Below are 18,127 nucleotides of genomic sequence, written 5' to 3'. Positions count from 1 at the left end.
ATATACAAAATAAAACTCGTTGGAATCAAGATTAACGGTGTTTAAAATTCAATTTCTTAACATAGAGATAAAAAGGGATTACATTAAACGTACATTAAACGCAATCTAATTATAACATGAGCGTGAAAAAGGAAGTACAACGCATCGTTGTTTGTTCTTACTTTATTTTAATTGCTTGTAACAGAAGTAGGAGCGGCATCCGTCGCTCGATTAGCCCTAAATACGGAAGTGAGCAGCAAGACCAAAAATCCACCGGCGACGCCCCACAAAATCAAGGCGTTTGAGTAAGCTGCGTCCAGTCCGCCGAAGTACATTACTTCCCGTAGCCCTCCTGCCGCGAATCGCAGTGGCGTCCACGAATAGATCCAATCTCGCGTCGTCTGCGACAAGAACTCCGGAGCCATGTTCAGCAGCGGCATGGAGAAGAACATCAGCAGTACGAGAAGCGGTATTGCCCGGAATCCGATCCAATTCAGCAAGGAAGATTGCAACAAGAAGAACGCCGATCCAGCCAACCATAAGAACAACCACGTCTCCCCCGCGTTCGCCAGTTCCATACCGTACCACGACGAAGCCATCCATATGGTGTAGCACGAGGCTATGCCGACGATCGCAAGCCCCCCGATAGCTTGCAGCGCGCTGACTGTCCATCTCCTTGAACCCGCGGCGACCGCCTTCTGGCTAGCCAGGAACAAGACGACTCCGGTCACCATGCTGCCGATCCATATAATCTGGGTCAACAAACCCGGCGCATTCCCCGCCGCATTATTCGCTCCCGGTGGATGCACGACTTCCTCCTGAACGTTCACCGGCGTCATTAAAGCTTTAGCCGTCTCAACCGAAATTTGCTCCGTTTGCTGTCCGATCTGCCCAAGCAGCTGCTGCAACAGTTCCCCGTTGATCATTTTCATCGCTTGCCCCATTGCCTGTCTTACGACCATCGAGGCTTGGGTGTTCATACCCTCATTGGAGATGATTCTCACATTAGGGTGAATCGGCGAGTGTGTTGCTAGCGAGAGTAAACCGCTGCTCAGATCCGCCGGAATCACCATCGCTCCGTAATATTCGCGTTTATCCAGTCCTTCCCGGGCCTTTTCCTCGGAATCCACGACATGCCAGACGAACGGCATTGCCGGGCTAGACAGCAACTTTTCCCGGATCATTTCCCCTATCGCAAACGTTCCTCCAGTCGGCAGCTCCGCTGGCTGGTCAAGGATAACGAGGGCCACCGGGACCTCCTTTGGCTTCGATCCAAGCACCGATCCCATCATCGCTACCCCGAATACGGTCAATACGATCAGGACGAGCACCATTCCCAGCCACATCATTTTTTGTGTCGGCATTTTCACGATCCACTACTCCTCGTCTCTTTATAATGAACATATGGTTGATTATCAACGGCAATGTTCATTGTGAAAGGACCACCATATAATATGGCTGCATCACACGGTCACTTCATGGCAATGAACAAAAATAGCGTTGCTGCAGCAACGCTTCTGTATCCATTTCATTAAAAAAATGATCACTCAAGTACATTCGTAAAATCGAAAGACATCACCGCACTTAAATTTCGGCGATGTCTTTCTTGCGATTCAGCCACACAAACTTCAAAATCTACTGTTCGAATTTTTTCGTTTTTCTGCCGGCAAGATGGCCTCGATTACGTCCCAATGCTCAGCGATCTTTTCATCCTCTACGCGGAACAAATCGTAGAAAGCGGTATGCCGACCATCAAACAGACCTTCACTCATTGTAAGAACAAAGTCGCCTTGACCGATAACTTGATGGACATGAGTATATTGAAACTCAACATTTTTCTCCTTCAGAGCCTGCAAAGCAGCGTGAAGACCTGAAAGGCCGTCTGCAATATGCGGACTATGCTGAATGTAGTGATCTCCATCAAAGTAAGAGGCAAGCAGGTCAGGGTTCTTCCCGAGCAAGATGTTCTCAACATAGCTTCTGACAAATGCCTTGTTGGCATCCGTTTTGTCGATATCCTTAATCGTAACCGGTCCGTCAATCATTGTATGATTGCTTGGTGTCTTCTCCACCATCTCTTGCAAATTATCCCAGTGCTCAACGATTAGTCCATTCTCAAAACGGAAGATATCAAATACGATTTTAGGGCCGTGAAAATGATATACAGAATGAAGTGCCACATAATTTCCGTCAACTAAAGCCCGCTTAATGCTTACCTTTGTACCAATTTCCTTTAAATGATCTAGAGCACCAAGCATGGTTTCACGACCATCGAGTAAGGCCTGGTTATGCTGAATATATTGATCTGGATGAACGTAAGCCGTAATCGCTTCGGGATTGCCGCTCTCAAAACTTTCCAGTACGGCGACTGCCTTACGAACAAGCTCATGTTGATGATTGGATGTCATTGGAATGTCCTCCTTGGAATTCTTTTTAGTCATTAGATAAATAATGAACATCACGTTGTTTATTTATCTCTTGCTCATTATAATAGAGGCTAATATAACACTCAATATTCAATATTTTTAGTTATGATGGATAACAGACAACTCATATAACTTTGTCGCTTAACGACCTAAATAAATGTAGGGGGAACGAAAACAATGAACAAGAAAACCGACCTAAGAATACTGCGCACGAAACAATCGATTCGAAAGGCGTTTTATGAGCTTATTCAGGAAAAGGGATATGAATCCATAACGATCCAGGATATTGCCGATCGGGCTATGATCAATCGAAACACATTTTATCTCCACTACCAAAACAAGCCTGATTTACTAGATACATGTATGAATGAATTGTTGAGCGAATTAAAGGATGCGGTCGTTCTTTGTCCCATCAGCATGGATCCTTTCAGTATTTCTCTACTCGAGACAGTCATGCAAACTGTACTGGAGCATATTTCCCAAAATTTGACCTTTTATCATTCTATGTTAATAGATGAGAATAGAATCTATCAGTTTCAAGCGAAAATGGAAAATATCATTAAAGATAAATTAATTGAGGGGTGGAAACCTGCTCAGGGAAACTCCCCATTAGCGATATCCAAGGAATTACTGATCGAATACCTCGGATCGTCATTCATGGGGATTGTAATTTGGTGGATTAAAAACGATAAACCCCTTCCTGCAGATGAAGTTTCATCTCAGTTTAGCAGAATCGTTGCCTACGGGCATTTAAGAGCTGCCGGCATCGCCGTCGAGGAATAAAATTAACGAGGGTAGAGGGAGCAGGGTTCAGCTCTGCCCTTTACATTTGAACGACATGGTGCTAAACTTGATTTCGATAGTTATAGAACTGCAGAAGATGCGCGGGGAGGTGGATGGAATCAGTGGGAGAAAATCAAGAAGATATCGGGCAAGCGGTTAAAGTGTATAAAGCTTTGGGGGAACCAACCCGGTTGAAAATCGCTTTACTGCTCGCGAAAGAAAGCAACTTATGCTTCACTGCCGTCGGTGAAAGGCTTGAGTCGGTTGCAGGCTCGACGCTATCGCATCATTTAAAGCAATTGACGGACTCTGGCTTGATTGATTCTCGCAAGAATGGATCGTTTATTCACTATAACGTCAATCGAGAAATAGCGGAAAAATTTGCGCCCTTTTTGTTGGCGTAATTTTTTCGAAAATCAATTCTATAAGTTTAGAACTATAGAATTGATTGGGGTTTATACTTAAACGGATTTTAACGAACGAGTCGATTTGGAATGATTATTCAACAGTTTTTTACTAATCCCCCCTATTCCATATTAAGAAGGAGAGAATACTATGAGCGGTCAAACGAATACGATGGAGATTGGAATGAGCACCTTCCTTCATGCAAATCCCGGAAATGGCGGTGTCTCGCATGCCCAGAGGCTGCGCCAGGCGATCGAAGAAATCCAATTGGCAGATCAGGTCGGCCTTGACGTCTATGCCATCGGCGAGCATCATCGCATCGAATACACAAGCTCCTCGCCAGCTGTCATTCTGGCCGCAGCTGCAGCTACAACGAAGCGGATCCGGCTCTCGAGCGCAGTGACGGTGCTATCTTCGGACGATCCGGTGCGGATATATCAGGACTTTGCAACGTTGGACGGTCTGTCGAACGGGCGAGCGGAGATCATGGCCGGACGGGGGTCGTTCATTGAATCGTTCCCGCTATTCGGCTATGACCTGAAAGATTACGAGGAATTGTATGAAGAGAAACTGGAACTGCTGTTGAAGATTCGCGCTTCCGAAAAGGTCACCTGGCGTGGCGGTCATCGCCCGGCGATTGACAACATGGGCGTCTATCCTCGTGCACTGCAGGAGCCTTTGCCTGTCTGGATCGGTACGGGCGGCAATCCGGAATCAGCTGTTCGGGCCGGCTTGCTGGGACTTCCTATTGCCTTCTCAATCCTGGGAGGGGAGCCGCAAAGATTCGCACCCTTAGTGAAGCTTTATAAAGAAGCCGCCGTGAAAGCTGGTCACGATCCGAATAAGCTGCAAATTGCTACACATTCGCATGGCTTTATTTCGAATACGGCACAAGAGGCTGCTAAGCGGTATTACCCTGTCATGGCTGGCCAAATGAACCACATTGGACGGGAACGAGGCTGGTCTACCTATACACGTGACTCGTACGATTCAGCCCGCAACCTTCATGGCGCTCTATACGTCGGTGATCCCGAATACGTCGCAGAAAAAATCGTGCTGCTGCATAAGTATCTTGGCTTGACTCGCTTCATGATGTACAACGATTTCAGTTCCTTGCCGCATCGCGATTTGCTGCAGACGATTGAGCTTCTCGGGACCAAAGTAGCGCCGATTGTCCGTAAGGAGCTGGCACGTCAGACATCTGGCCATAACGCTTAAAGCAGACCACGAACGCTGGGAACGAGGAGGCTTGATTGGGCCGAGAAGTGAAGTCGGCGAAGTGAGCATTTTTTATTAAATATGATTTCTATAGATTTAGATCTGTTGAAATGAAAAGAGGAGAAATAGATGAGAAATTCATGGAAAATTTATATTTTAGCCATTGTCAGCTTTTTAGTTGGAACTTCAGAGTTCGTGATTGCCGGCATCTTGGATATGCTTGCAAGTGATTTTGGAGTGTCGGTAGCGGCGGCCGGGCAGTTGATTACGGTCTACTCGCTTGCTTATGCCATCGGCACCCCGATCCTAATTGCGCTCACGGCAAAAATGGATCGAAGAAAGCTTATGCTGTCGGCTTTGGGATTATTTTTCGTAGGGAACTTGATCACGGTCACAACTACAGGCTACGGCATGCTGCTTGGAGCAAGAATTATCTTGGCGATCAGCACGGGGGTATTTATGGTCGTCGCCCTGACGGTTGCCGCTAAAATATCTCATCCAGGAAAACAGGGCAGCGCAATCGCCACGGTTCTAGTGGGCTTTAATCTCGCACTTATTCTAGGGGTTCCGCTTGGGAGAATCATTGCGGGCTCACATGATTGGAAAATCATCTTTACGGGAGTCGGTGCCCTGAGCTTAATCGCGATGCTGGTCCTTTTGCTGGCGATTCCGAGATCGGAAGGAGAGGCTCCCGTACCTATTCGGGAACAGCTTGCCTTATTAAAAAGCCCACGAATCACGGTCGCGCTTTCCATCAGTTTTTTCTGGATATTGGGCTATACGATGCTGTACACCTATATAACGCCGTTTCTTCTGGACATTACGGGGATGAGCGAAGGGATGGTAAACATCGGGTTGTTTGCGTTTGGGCTGGCCAGTCTCATAGGGTCCCAAGTTGGCGGTTACGGTGCAGATAAATGGGGTATCCCCCGTACGATGATTGGAGGCTTGCTCTTTCACTCGGGAATATTATTATTACTGACGGCGTTCTCCCACTCGTCCATGATCGTGTTGCCTTTGCTTATGTTATGGTCCTTTTTCGCCTGGTCGACGGGGCCGGTTCAACAAGTTTATTTAATCGGCATGGCTCCTCAGGCTTCGGGGATTATCCTGAGTTTGAATAATTCTATTGTGCAGTTGGGCATGGCTGTAGGGGCTGTAATCGGTGGCATTGTTGTAGAAAGCATCTCGCTAGCATCCGTTGGTTTGCTTGGCGGAGCTTTCGTTGCCATTGGACTCATCCCGGCTATTATTTCATTATCCATGCGTCGCCGATCTGCAGCTGCGGGCGTAACCGGCAATGCGGAAGTTTGAAAAACCAGGCTTCTATATAAGTTGAACAAATAATATCAGATCAGGTCACCGATTTCTTCGGTGGCCTGCTGTGCATGTTGTTTGATTATAGCTTCTGGACCGGGTGCGTTAAGTTGAACCGTACCACAAATAGTGGTAAAGCGCCTGGATCAAGGCTGTGATGATGCGTTCTGCAGAATTGGGGAGAGGGATTTAAGGAATCAAGTTTTATCCCAACCTGAGGATAAGAACTTGATTCCATTGACATAAAGGACGGTGCTTGTTCAATCATCTACAGACCTTACTGGGTCAGGGGGAGGCGGTCACACACCTCAAACGAATTACTAATCCGTAATGTTTCCGCACCAGCGAGTGATTCCTTCATTTATGGTTTGCATGGGATTCGGATCGGATAGAGAAATCGCCCAGGCAATATGTCCATCCGGCCGAATAAGTGCCGTGTGGACGTCATTCCAATCCGCATCAGCCTCAGCCAAAGAGGCATGTACAACTTGAAGATGGCTATACGTTTCCCATTGGCCGCTATTCTGTTCATTAGAATGGAAATGCAACAGAAGAAAAGTACCTTTGTGCAGGAGCGGATAGGTGTTAATCAATTGCCCGTCTTTCAGCTTTAAGCTGAGATCCTTGAACCGTTTCCCATTTAAAGGATGGGAAGGCGCTTCGGCATCGGGTGCATAATGTACATCCATTGCGGAAACTTGTGCGGCGATTTGATAATTAGCCTCCGGTATTTGAATCAGATCAGCCAACATGCTTCGCAGTTCCGTGATGGGAGGAGTCACGTCCAGAAGCAGGGTTTGGACCTCGGTATTCCGGAGCAAGGCTGTATTCCATGGGAAACGTTCGGTATGATAACTGTCCAATAGCCAGTCCGGAGCCCAGCCTTTGATTGCTCCTGCAAGCTTCCAGCCTAAGTTCATCGCTTCTTGTAAGCCGACGTTCATTCCCTGTCCACCAGCCGGAAAATGAATGTGCGCCGAATCTCCGGCCAAAAACAATCGACCATTCCGATAGCGTCCCGCTTGCCGCGTCGCATTTCCGAAACGGGACATCCATATCACATCGTTCAATCCCAAGTCGCTTCCGGTCGTACGGATGAGCGATGAACGAAACTCTTCCAATGTAACCTTCTCATCCTTAGAGATGTTACGTCTCTCCATATCGATCATCAAGACTCGGTAGATATGATCATTGATTGGCATGATGCTGACCAATCCTTTTTCTGTAATCCGGGATATGACACTCATAGGAGCCAATTCAGATAGAACGGCATCCCCCAGAATAGCCGTGAAGGTCGCATCTGTACCTTCAAATGATATGTTTGCATGCTTGCGAACCAAACTTCTAGCTCCATCCGTACCTACCACATAAGCTGATCTTAACGTTGTTTCTCCATGAGGTCCCGCGATCTTAACGTCAACCCCATCCTCATCCTGGTGCACAGATAGAGCCTCAACCTCTCTCCGGACCTCTGCGCCAAGGCTAAGCGCCCATTCCTCCAGCACCTTCTCCGTCTCACTCTGCGGTAAAAAGAGGGTGTGATTGGAAGAAGAATCCAACACCGAGAAATCCAAGGGGGTTTCTAATCCGGCAAAATGTCCTCTCGAAAGTAAGCGGCCTTGACTGATTAATTGTGATTTCACTCCACGCATATCTAATATTTCAAGGGTTCGTGGATGGACGGTAAGCGCACGTGAATATGGAGTTGTCTCTTTTAATCGTTCAATGACGCAGACCTTTACACCGGCTAATGCCAATTCCCCAGCCAACATCATGCCGACAGGTCCGCCACCGATAAGGATGACTTCATATTTCATATAAATAACCTCTTTTCTTAAACATTATGGGAAGATCACGATAGCGTCTATTTCGATAAGCCATTCAGGATCGGCTAGTGCTTGAACGCCTATATAGGTACTTGCTGTCTTCGGCCAGTTAGGGCCAAACACATAAAATCCTGCATCAAAAATAATCGAAATCAATTCCGGGTTGTGGTTTACCACAAAGATATTCATCTTTCCAATGTACAATGGATCCGCTCGCACGGCTTCCAATGCATACTTAAGATTGGTGAACACTTGAACCGCTTGCGCGTAATAGTCCCCTGAACCGACCAATGCTCCTGTTTCATCTACAGAAACCTGACCTGAGATGAAGGCCAGTTTGGAGGCAGTAGTTACCACGACATGAGAAATTACAGATGTAACCTTATCCGTCAATGTCTTCGGATTCACGAGTTCCATTGGTAGGTATGCACCTCCTTCATTAATTATTGTTTCGGTAGAATCTTTTTATTGCTTGTTAAAAAGGGTATGATAAAAATTATATATAATTTTTGTTTCATATGAAACAATATAATTGTACTTATTTATTCTTTATCCTGTCAACACCAATCTTAATATGAGTATGATCGTTTGTTTCTCAGGAAACAATCTATGATATAATAAACAAATAAGTCGAGGGAGTCAGCATAATCATGGAAACTGCCAGTAAGAACAAAACCAAAACCGCCATTCATGAATTTTTCGTTCAGTTTCTTGAGCAAAAAGAGCAATATGAAACCCGAATAACTGCCACATACCTGGAGGATATCCGGAAGCATATTGAATCGGAATTCAGCTTGAATATGACGGAACTGCACACCATTGCGTGCATCGGAGAGCAGGAGCCGATCAATCTCACTTCCATCGCGGAGAGAATAAATTTAAGCAAAGGAAATACCTCCAAGATCGCAAATAAATTACTAAAGGCAGGTTGGGTGCGAAAAGCCCAGCTCAACGATAACAAAAAGGAAGTGTATTTTCGGTTAACGCCTGTCGGCAAAAAGCTATTTGCTGCTCATCATGAGCTTCATGCGAAGGAAAGGCAAAGAATGTACGAATTTTTGGAAAGTTATAACGAAAGCGAGCTCGAATTTATTAAACGGCTGTTTGGAAATATGGTTGACTTCTATCGCTGACGTACCTCAAGAAACCAGAAAAAGAGAGCGAGCTCCCTCACAGGCATTGGGCCGGCGGGGGGAGCTCGCTGTCTTTCTCTAGAGCTTTATTTGGATTCAATTCGACCAATTGAATAGGTCGTCTCGGACAAAGTCTGTTTCACGGCCGACCAATTGGTCTGCTCAATATCGAGTACATGTCGAAGGTAAGCCCATGTAACCTTTTGGATCAGGGCAACTCGTTCTGGGTTTTCATCTGTTGTTTCTTTAACCTCGTAACCAGCGATCCCTCCAAGTGAGTGTTCTGCGCCAAAAAGGGTGAGCAGGCTTTCTGCTCCCGGGCTGAGGAAGTAAGGGTCGGTCATCCAATCCGGCCCGCGAACGGTCAACTGATATGCGCAAATTATATCAAGCATCCGGAGCCACGGATAAAGAGCTAATTGTGGATGAGAGTGGTTATCACGGAACAGATATGTACCATAAGGGAGAGCACGGTGATGCCTTAAAGTCTAAGCTTATTGACTTTGTTAAAAAGGTATTTAATTAAAGTAAATAACTTTTGTAACAAAACCGTGGTTGATAAGGATTGTCAATTAATCCGGTCAAAGGTGCCTTCAAGGTCAAGAGAAAGCCGCTCGTTTCCCGACAGGGGAACTGAGCGGCAACATGATGCAGGGTCAGGGGATGACCACGGTCCGTCTACTTTTCTTATTATCTACTAGACAGTGTATTTAGAATTATTTCGAAACGGTTCTGATTCACTAGCTTTTCGTTCTAAAAGGTCTGAAGAATGCGCGAATGTCATCGGCAAAAAGCTCTGGTTCCTCCAGAGCGGTAAAATGTCCGCCGCGGGGCATCGAAGTCCAGCGGGTTACATTCAGGTTGCGCATGGCCCATTCCTTGGGCGGCAACAGGATATCCGCCGGGAATAGGGCAAGGCCAGTCGGAACCTCGATGTAGCCGATTGGCGGCAAAGAATGCGCATTATCATAATACATATGCGCTGTCGATCCTATGGTGTTCGTCACCCAATATATCATGATATGCGTAAGGAGTTCATCCTCGCTGAATTTTTGCGCAAGATCGCCGTTACAATCGCTCCATGATCGGAATTTCTCCGTCATCCAACCGGCCAAACCTACGGGCGAGTCGGAAAGTCCATATGCAAGGGTTTGGGGGCGCGTCGATTGAATGGACATATAGCCGCCCTCCTGAGCCATCCATGCCGAAGCATTATTTTGGTATTGCCGCTCTTCTTCCGAAAGCGTGGCCTGATCAGATGAAGCTATGAGATCTCGGATAATCCCGATATCGGTCAGATGGATTCCGTATAACCGTTCGGGATGGTTTGCCGCCAGGTATCTGGTCACACCGGAGCCCATATCCCCACCGGCGGCAGCGAATTTACTGTAGCCTAATTCTTCGGTCATGAGCTTAACCCACATTTCGGCGACACGAAAATTGTTGACCCCGGGATGTTTAGGACGGCTGGAGAATCCAAAGCCAGGTAATGAAGGGACGATTACGTCAAAAGCGTCCTCGGGGTTGCCGCCATGGCTGGCCGGATCCGTAAGCAGCGGAATGATTTTTTGGTAACGCAGGTAACTGTCGGGCCATCCGTGATTTAGAATCAGGGGCAAAGGGTTAGGACCTTTACCGCGTTCATGTACGAAGTGCACGTCGATCCCATCGATCTTGCAGCGAAACTGGGAGAAGCGGTTCAACTTGGCTTCTTGTGCGCGCCAATCATAATGGTCCCTCCAATACGAAACTAGCGATTTTAAGTAATTTAATTCCGTGCCCCGTTCCCAATTCGCATTTTCCAATTGATCCGGCCAGCGGATATGATGGATTCTGTATTGCAGATCGTTCAGGATTTCATCAGAGACCTGAATTTGAAAACGTTCAATAGTCAAAATGACTTCCCTCCTCTTCTTAATACATCGTCATTATATCCCTCAAGCTGGTGTGGTACACTGGCATAAATGAAATTTTTAACTATACTATTTGCAGGTGAATGCCATGCCGCAATCGCAAATAGCTGGTCGTAATCCGCTTCCGTAACATCGCTGAACGATTCGCAAAATTGATAACCGCCTTGGCGCCATGATTCGCTAAATACTCGGCAATGGTTCTGCCGATTCCTCTGGATGCTCCAGTGACCAGGGCAACTTTGCCGGCAAGCTTCTCATCCATTTCAGCAATCTCTCCTTTCTAAAGTGTTTTAAAGGGGAGCATTAAGCAAACGGGTAATCCATAACGACGATTCCTTCAACAAACGGGCCGATGGATTGCAATAATCCTTGATGCAGGGGGTGCTGAATATACTCCCGGCAAGCCTGTTGATTCTCGAAAGTGACTCTGATTCCCAGCCTAAACCCCTGCATATGCTCTATTTCCTCCGTAACGTTAATCCCGGCGCTAAGCTCCACGATCCCCGGAATATTCCCTTTAAAGTCATATGCGCGCTTTATTGCACTTTCTTTTACTTCAATAGAAACATCGGGCTTGAATTTCAATAGCACGATATGCTCAAACATCTTACTCACTCCTAGTTTTCTTTCTGTTTATTTTTGACTTTGGAGCTGCTTCAATTGGGAGAGCTCTTTCATCCATTTCACGAAATTGTCGGTTACAAGATCAAGGTACTGAATGGTAGGTTCATCTGTCAGCTCACCCTTCTCGTTAAACTTCTCATGAACAAGACCAATGTACACTTCATTTCCAGGCAACAGAGGCGAGGAAATACCGGATGCGAACAGAATGTCACGCAGATGGCCCTGCGCTTTGACCGATCCCAACAATCCCATGGAAGATCCGACGATCCATGAGGGCTTTCCGATCATGACTCGATCCACGCGGGATAACCAGTCAATCGCGTTCGCCATGACGCCGGGAATGGTCGAATTATATTCCGGAGTGATCCATAACACCGCGTCGGCAGCAGCGACGTTCGCCTTAAAATCGATAACCGGCTGGGGCGGAACAGACTCGATATCCTGATCGTAAAAGGGGAGATCCCGAATGTTCAGCACATCCAACTGAAAAAGATGCTGATAACGGTTTTGAATATAACGGGCCAGCTTCAGGTTGTATGAATCTTTGCGAATGCTTCCGACTATGGCGGCTACTTTCATTTTCATCACCTCAATGATAGGGTCTGAATGGAGTTGAACAGGTGGGACCGATCATCACTGTCTATCCATTCTTGCTATTCCTCCTAAGGAGGACATAAACTAGTCTAAATGGACACGAAGAGGCTAGGAAGAGATCTAGTTATCGTAGGATTGGAAATCCTACGTTCATGAATAGGTAGGAGGTATGGAGGACATGGAAGACAGATTGGACCGTTATGAGGAATTGTCCCGTTTTTTGCGTTCACGCCGTGAACGAATAACCCCAGAGCAAGCAGGTTTGCCGGATTCCGGACGCAGACGAACACCCGGACTTCGTCGCAGCGAGGTAGCTCTGCTGGCAGATGTGGGATTGGATTGGTACACCTATTTGGAACAAGGGCGTCATATCAACGTATCCGCTGAGGTGCTTGATCGAATAGCGAAAGTGCTTCGGTTAGATGAATCTGAACGCAGGCATCTGTACCATCTTGCCCGTAAACAATTTCCCTTGGCCGGTACGAAGCAACCCTCTAAGGTAACACCGGAACTTCAACGTTTTTTGGATAGCCAGAACCTTTCCCCTGCGAATGTCATGGATGCGCGCATGAACATCATTGCCTGGAATGAGGCCTACTGCGCATTAAATGGGAATCTCACGGTGATGTCGGATAGGGAGCGGAATTTGGTCTGGATGACGTTTACTTCTCCCCGTTTCCGCTATGCAAAGGGAGACCAATGGGAACTGCATGCTCGGCGAATCGTTGCCAATTTCCATGCCGGGTATGCCCGTCACGTCGACGATCCTTGGTGGTCCGAGCAGTTCGAGGCGCTTTCACAGGCTAGCAGGGAGTTTCGAGAATTTTGGGATTCCCACGAGGTTCTCGATGCTATGGATGCTCCTAAGACGCTGCATTGTCCGAATCTCGGAATCTTGAATTTTGATCTGGTTTCGTTTCATTACTTGAACGATTCTAATTTGACCGTTTCCATTCATGTTCCTCATCCAGATGGCACGGTGGATAAGATGCAGCAACTGTTAATCGATTATCGAAGCCAGCATTCAGAGGAGCTTGAATCTTCTCGAAGAGTTTAGTATAGGAAGGCAATCAGAAGTCTTATTCGGCATGAATCAAGACATCCGAGCGGATGTCTTTTAATCTTGTTCTATAGGTGAAACGGAGAACTGTATCATAAGTAACGGCAAGTTTTAAAAATGCTCCCCTTTAAGTAAGCAGGTTTAATAAATAAACCGACTACTTCAGAGGAGCATATCAGTTGCCGTGGATGTCGAATTCTTTGTTATCCTTTAAAATGGTTTTACCACATCATCTGAATCAGTGGAGTAAGCCAGCTCTTTCTGTGCTTCCAGAGCGGCCAGTCTGTCCAGCAGGGCAGCCCGGATTTGCTCATAGGCGTCACTGCCCAACGCCATACGTATCGGACCCTCTCCCTGGTCGACACGACGGATAATCTGCTGCGCCATTTTATCCGGGTCGCCGACAACCATTTGATTGAACATGCTCATATCTATACCAGGCAGTTCTGCCTTCATCAGGCTAACGAATTGGCCCGCCTCCGTATCCCGGTATTCGTCCATCCGCTCGCCGAATACGGCATTACTTGTAAGGAAGTTCGTTCGGATTCCGCCGGGCTCCACCATCGTGGTCTTAATATTGAACGGAGCCACTTCCTTAGCTAGCGCTTCAAAGGCTCCTTCGACCGCCCATTTCGAAGAGCAGTATAGTCCCATACCCGGAATCGAATAATGCCCCGCCATACTCGAAATCTGTACGATGTGACCGCCACCCTGCTTGCGGAAAAAGGGCAGGGCTGCACGCGCTGCACGCAGGGAGCCAAGCACATTGGTCATAAACTGGTGTTCAATTTGCTTGTCGCTTGCTTCTTCCACTGCGCCATACAAGCCATAGGCTGCATTATTGACAAACACATCGATCGTGCCCAGTTCTGAAAATGCACGTTCCACGACTTCAGCAATTTGCTGAGGGTTTGTCAGATCTAAATTAGCCTGCCATAGCCTAGAGCCATACTGTGCCTGCAGATCATCCAGCACCCCCGGCTTGCGTACCGTTGCGGCTACACGGTCCCCTCTATCAAGCAACCGGCGAGTTATACTTGAAGCCAAGCCTCCTGACGCTCCTGTAATGAACCATGTTTGCATGATAAATACCCTCCAATCGTTGTCTTCCACGGAATCATACAAGCAACTGGAGGGAGCTAGCCACAGCATGTCTATTCTATTAATGGGAGTAACAGTCTACGGGAGCTGCCTGTCCTGCTCAAGTAAACGCAATAATCTCTCCTCCGTGCCTGAACCGGGCACCGGAACAAAGAAACACCAGTGCAGTCCCGGGTCATTATCGATTACAGCCGCGGAATGGAGCTCGAACTCCATCTCCTGCGCGTCAGGAACATGGAATAAAGCAGTAGCTACGCGTTTTTGTTTGATTTCATATAGCTCCCAGAAATGTACGAACTCCACGCTTTCCCGCGTCAAGCGTTCAAACCGTTCCATATATAACGGGTTGTTCTTGTAAAGATCGAAGCTTGCCCGCAGAACGGCTACAGCGTAACGGGCAGCGCCTTCCCAATTCACCAGTCTGTTGCGGTAATCCGGCTTTAAAAACATAATGTCCATCATATTCCGTTCCTTGTCCGGCAGACTGCCGAAATCGGCTACGATCAGTTCAGCCGCCCGATTCCAGACGATAACATCCGTACCTTCGTCTGTGATAAAAGAAGGATAATGCAGTTGATTTACGATTTTCTGCAGAACTCCCGTATCCGGCCCACCGTTATTTGGCACTGTGACGACGACGCTCGCCACATCTACATTGGCCAGATCGAATAGATGCTTCTGCTCGTCTTCGTCAAGTTGAAGCGCTTTGCTGATACTTAGCAGCACTTCCGGCGAAGGATTAACCTCCTTGCCTTGCTCCAGCCAGGCATAGTAAGTCACGCTTATATTGGCAAGATAAGAGACTTCTTCTCTTCGAAGTCCCGGTGTGCGTCTTCGTCCGGGCAGCGGCTGAATCCCTACCTCTGAAGGCTGCAACCGTTCTCTGCGAGATTTAAGGAAGTCGCCTAATGCGGATGAGGAATTATTCATTTTCAAGTGGGTCACCTCTAATTAATCATATGGAAGATAGATATCGCTATTAACCCAATAGACCAAAAGCACTCTATACATGATTATTATAGTCTCTGTTGAATGCCGTTTCTACAAAAGAGAACGATAACGAGTACTGAAGCTATTAATCCCGCTAATAGTATAAACATGATGTGGTTAACCCATGCCTATCGACAGTAAGATGAAGATAATTTATGTCAGAGAAGTGCTAAATAGGAGGTTTTTTTCTTGAACAGGTATACTTATCGTAACAAGCTAGCAGTAGTCACCGGTGCTTCATCCGGAATTGGGAAAGCGTATGCCAACGAACTGGCGGCACAAGGCTGTCATGTTGTTCTGGCAGCGCGCTCCAAGGACAAACTGGATTCAATGGCCAAGGAAATCAACCGTCAGTATGGCGTACAGACTTATGCACTCGCTTGCGATTTGTCCAAAGCGAACGCCCCGCGCCAACTGGCTGAACAAATTTCCGAATGGGGCTTGTCCGTGGATATTCTCATCAACAACGCAGGCGTTGGCACCTATGGCCGTTTCGAAGAAATAGACCCGGAGCGCGAGCAGGAGGAGATCATGCTGAACACGGCTGCGTTAGTCGATCTTACGCATCGGTTGCTGCCCGATATGCTGAGGAGAAAGGACGGCGTCATCGTTAACGTGGCATCGATGGCCGCGTTCATGCCTTGTGCTTATTCAGCCGTTTATGGGGCTACCAAAGCATTTGTATTGTCCTTCTCCGAGGCGCTATGGGCGGAAACGCGCGTGAGAGGCGTTCGCGTGCTCGCACTGTGTCCAGGTGCAACCGAGACGGGGTTTTTCGATGCGGTCGGCAGTGAGGAAATGGGGGCGGGCCAAAAGCTCTCGACCCCGGAGAAGGTTGTACAGGCCGGATTTCGCGGGATTGATCAAGGACGCAGCTATATCATCGATGGCCGTAACAATTACCTTATGGGTCAAATGATTCGATTTTTGAGCAGGCGCAGGGTAGCCTTGTTCATGGAACGCATGTCAAGGCCAAAAAGACACGGATAGCGGGATCCGGTTCTTTTGAGGATCTACAGTAAAACGAATTTAGCGGTAATATTGTTTGCATGGTGTGACTTTGATGTATCTGTACAGTAAGGTGCGAATCAGCCAGAGTATGACATTGTCCATAGTGCAGGGTAACAGAATGCTCAAAGTGTCGGATAAAGGAAAAGCCCCTTGCGCTATTGGTTCAGCGGAAGGGGTTAAGCTTAAAAAATGCTATTCGGTCTCCTCGTTGAAGGCGAGCTCGACGCTGCCGATGTGCTTCCTGTCGTCCAGCGTGATCCTCTTCACGATCAGGTGCATTAGGGTCTTGCGCTGCGGGAAGGCCTTTTTGATACGTTCCTACCTACACTGGGATATCCCTAAATTCACCTTAAGCCATTGGCCGGATGCCTGTTCAGATCATCTTGGGAATTATCTGCTCGCGTTGCGAGTATTAGAAAAATGCCGATAACTGACATAACGATGACAATGATAAAGGAGATTGTAAAGTTAGTATTGAAGGATAAAAATCGACTTAAAATAGAAGGACCAAATGCACCTCCTAAAATACTTAAAAGCGTGAAGAGTCCCATCCCGATACCAATCTCCGTCTTTTTCAAGGTCGATGGCACAACATTGGCAGCGGACGATACTAATGTGGTATAGCCGAGCGCAAAGATGAACATGACGATCCCAATGCCGATGGGCATGTCTTGCAAAACCGCCATAAGCAGTGCTCCCAGAATCATAAAACCATGACCAGCTAGGATAATGATCCTGCCATTGTACTTGCGAGAAAGTGCTCCCATGTAAGGGCCGAACAACGAACCAATCAGTGCGCCTGGGAACATGACGATGCCGATCAGGCTTGCTTGCAAGTTACCGCCCTGTTTTAGAACCAAGGGCAATAAAAATAAAGCGGCCGGATATGCAGATGTGCCTGCAAATACAGAGAGCAAGGAATTTCTGTAGTTTTTGTTAGCGAGTAAAGAGATGGTGATAAAAGGTGCGTTCTTCCCGCGTATGTGGAATGAAAACGCAATAAGCATCAGGACAGCAATTATTAAAAGATAAGGATTTAGGCTGATACCTAGTACCAGAATGCCTACTGCCAAGGAGAATAATATAGCTCCTAAGACATCGAATTTCTCCCCTTGTGCAACATTAGTAGGGAAGTGTTTCACAACAAATGGGATAATAAATACGATCAAGAGAGAAACAACAAAAAGACCGTGCCAACCAAACAGTTGAATAATAAATCCACTGAGGACCGGGGCTACTCCGCCCATCAGCGCGAAAGTAGTAGACACAAGGCTTAATGCTTTGCCTCTGTTCTCGGGTTTGAAATATTTAGGCGGAACTACATACGCTAGGGAGGGAATAGCCGCAGCACCAGCTGCTTGAATAATTCTTGCGGTTACAACGGCCGGAAAAGAGCTCGAAAAAACCCCCATTAGCGAACCCAGAGTGAAAAGGGCTATCCCTATTAGTATTAATGACCGTGCAGAGAAACGGTCGGTAAGCTTTCCATACGTACCCGAACCTGCTGCTAGTACAACTGCATACAGCGTCGTTACCAGACTGCTTTCGGAAGTGGACAGATGCAAGTCTTTAATAATAAATGGAACAGCAATATTGAACATATAGACATTCATCGTGGCCAATGATGAGGCAATTAATAATAGGGCCAGTAATGCTTTTTCGTTTATAGGTTTTGCGATAGAATCCATCCTCAATCTCCTTCGACCATAGTTCTGTTGAAATTGCACTAAATTTAGATTAACATTAA

The 18,127-nt window shown here is 47.0% G+C and carries 17 protein-coding genes and 2 pseudogenes; 7 read left to right on the top strand and 12 right to left on the bottom strand.

What is annotated here, in order from left to right; genetic code table 11:
• Positions 1-167 precede the first annotated feature (167 nt).
• Together BJP58_RS12380 and BJP58_RS12375 are read right to left on the bottom strand one after the other, a co-directional pair.
• A complete protein-coding gene (locus BJP58_RS12380; RefSeq protein WP_194544175.1) occupies positions 168-1,349 on the bottom strand; it encodes a YhgE/Pip domain-containing protein in 1,182 nt (393 codons plus the stop codon).
• A gap of 258 nt (positions 1,350-1,607) precedes the next feature.
• Positions 1,608-2,387 (bottom strand): nuclear transport factor 2 family protein, encoded by a 780-nt coding sequence (locus BJP58_RS12375; RefSeq protein ID WP_194544174.1) that lies wholly within the window; start codon positions 2,385-2,387, stop codon positions 1,608-1,610.
• Between the two features lie 195 nt (positions 2,388-2,582).
• Here BJP58_RS12375 and BJP58_RS12370 point away from each other — a divergent pair, with 195 nt between their 5' ends.
• The 4 genes from BJP58_RS12370 to BJP58_RS12355 all read left to right on the top strand — a co-directional run bounded on the left by BJP58_RS12370 (position 2,583) and on the right by BJP58_RS12355 (position 6,125).
• Positions 2,583-3,188, top strand: a complete 606-nt coding sequence (locus BJP58_RS12370) for a TetR/AcrR family transcriptional regulator (RefSeq protein WP_194544173.1) — start codon at positions 2,583-2,585, stop codon at positions 3,186-3,188.
• 122 nt (positions 3,189-3,310) lie between these two features.
• Positions 3,311-3,592 (top strand): ArsR/SmtB family transcription factor, encoded by a 282-nt coding sequence (locus BJP58_RS12365; RefSeq protein WP_113057782.1) that lies wholly within the window; start codon positions 3,311-3,313, stop codon positions 3,590-3,592.
• A 151-nt stretch (positions 3,593-3,743) separates the two neighbouring features.
• The gene (locus BJP58_RS12360) at positions 3,744-4,811 is read left to right on the top strand and encodes an Atu2307/SP_0267 family LLM class monooxygenase (RefSeq protein WP_194544172.1); all 1,068 of its coding nucleotides are present in this window, start codon (positions 3,744-3,746) and stop codon (positions 4,809-4,811) included.
• 129 nt (positions 4,812-4,940) lie between these two features.
• A complete protein-coding gene (locus BJP58_RS12355; protein WP_194544171.1) occupies positions 4,941-6,125 on the top strand; it encodes an MFS transporter in 1,185 nt (394 codons plus the stop codon).
• Between the two features lie 323 nt (positions 6,126-6,448).
• On the opposite strand, the gene BJP58_RS12350 is transcribed toward BJP58_RS12355, so the two are convergent.
• Both BJP58_RS12350 and BJP58_RS12345 read right to left on the bottom strand, forming a co-directional pair.
• Positions 6,449-7,945, bottom strand: a complete 1,497-nt coding sequence (locus BJP58_RS12350) for a monooxygenase (protein ID WP_194544170.1) — start codon at positions 7,943-7,945, stop codon at positions 6,449-6,451.
• A gap of 24 nt (positions 7,946-7,969) precedes the next feature.
• Entirely contained in the window at positions 7,970-8,371 is a 402-nt protein-coding gene (locus BJP58_RS12345) for a RidA family protein (RefSeq protein ID WP_194544169.1), read from the bottom strand.
• 233 nt (positions 8,372-8,604) lie between these two features.
• Here BJP58_RS12345 and BJP58_RS12340 point away from each other — a divergent pair, with 233 nt between their 5' ends.
• A complete protein-coding gene (locus BJP58_RS12340; RefSeq protein ID WP_194544168.1) occupies positions 8,605-9,087 on the top strand; it encodes a MarR family transcriptional regulator in 483 nt (160 codons plus the stop codon).
• A gap of 86 nt (positions 9,088-9,173) precedes the next feature.
• On the opposite strand, the pseudogene BJP58_RS12335 reads toward BJP58_RS12340, so the two are convergent.
• The 5 genes and pseudogenes from BJP58_RS12335 to BJP58_RS12315 all read right to left on the bottom strand — a co-directional run.
• Positions 9,174-9,455: pseudogene (locus BJP58_RS12335) on the bottom strand (chlorophyllase); the annotation flags it as partial.
• Positions 9,456-9,827: 372 nt separating this feature from the next.
• Entirely contained in the window at positions 9,828-10,982 is a 1,155-nt protein-coding gene (locus BJP58_RS12330) for an epoxide hydrolase family protein (protein WP_194544167.1), read from the bottom strand.
• A gap of 151 nt (positions 10,983-11,133) precedes the next feature.
• A pseudogene (locus tag BJP58_RS33605) lies at positions 11,134-11,262 on the bottom strand (SDR family NAD(P)-dependent oxidoreductase); the annotation flags it as partial.
• 41 nt (positions 11,263-11,303) lie between these two features.
• Positions 11,304-11,606 (bottom strand): Dabb family protein, encoded by a 303-nt coding sequence (locus tag BJP58_RS12320; RefSeq protein WP_194544165.1) that lies wholly within the window; start codon positions 11,604-11,606, stop codon positions 11,304-11,306.
• Between the two features lie 27 nt (positions 11,607-11,633).
• Positions 11,634-12,203, bottom strand: a complete 570-nt coding sequence (locus BJP58_RS12315; protein ID WP_194544922.1) for an NADPH-dependent FMN reductase — start codon at positions 12,201-12,203, stop codon at positions 11,634-11,636.
• A gap of 193 nt (positions 12,204-12,396) precedes the next feature.
• Here BJP58_RS12315 and BJP58_RS12310 point away from each other — a divergent pair, with 193 nt between their 5' ends.
• The gene (locus BJP58_RS12310) at positions 12,397-13,275 is read left to right on the top strand and encodes a helix-turn-helix transcriptional regulator (RefSeq protein WP_194544164.1); all 879 of its coding nucleotides are present in this window, start codon (positions 12,397-12,399) and stop codon (positions 13,273-13,275) included.
• Positions 13,276-13,488: 213 nt separating this feature from the next.
• On the opposite strand, the gene BJP58_RS12305 is transcribed toward BJP58_RS12310, so the two are convergent.
• The gene (locus BJP58_RS12305; RefSeq protein ID WP_194544163.1) at positions 13,489-14,361 is read right to left on the bottom strand and encodes an SDR family oxidoreductase; all 873 of its coding nucleotides are present in this window, start codon (positions 14,359-14,361) and stop codon (positions 13,489-13,491) included.
• Between the two features lie 96 nt (positions 14,362-14,457).
• Positions 14,458-15,309: a helix-turn-helix transcriptional regulator gene (locus tag BJP58_RS12300; RefSeq protein ID WP_233355135.1), complete on the bottom strand. Its 852-nt coding sequence runs from the start codon at positions 15,307-15,309 to the stop codon at positions 14,458-14,460.
• Between the two features lie 249 nt (positions 15,310-15,558).
• Between BJP58_RS12300 and BJP58_RS12295 the strand changes: the two genes are divergently transcribed.
• Positions 15,559-16,359, top strand: a complete 801-nt coding sequence (locus tag BJP58_RS12295) for an SDR family NAD(P)-dependent oxidoreductase (protein ID WP_194544161.1) — start codon at positions 15,559-15,561, stop codon at positions 16,357-16,359.
• 365 nt (positions 16,360-16,724) lie between these two features.
• Here the strand turns inward: BJP58_RS12295 and BJP58_RS12290 are convergent, their stop codons facing one another.
• Positions 16,725-18,068 (bottom strand): MFS transporter, encoded by a 1,344-nt coding sequence (locus BJP58_RS12290; RefSeq protein WP_194544160.1) that lies wholly within the window; start codon positions 18,066-18,068, stop codon positions 16,725-16,727.
• Between the last annotated feature and the right edge of the window lie 59 nt (positions 18,069-18,127).

The organism is Paenibacillus sp. JZ16 (assembly GCF_015326965.1).
GTDB lineage: Bacteria > Bacillota > Bacilli > Paenibacillales > Paenibacillaceae > Paenibacillus_AQ.
This window is presented reverse-complemented; position numbering and strand designations above follow the sequence as displayed.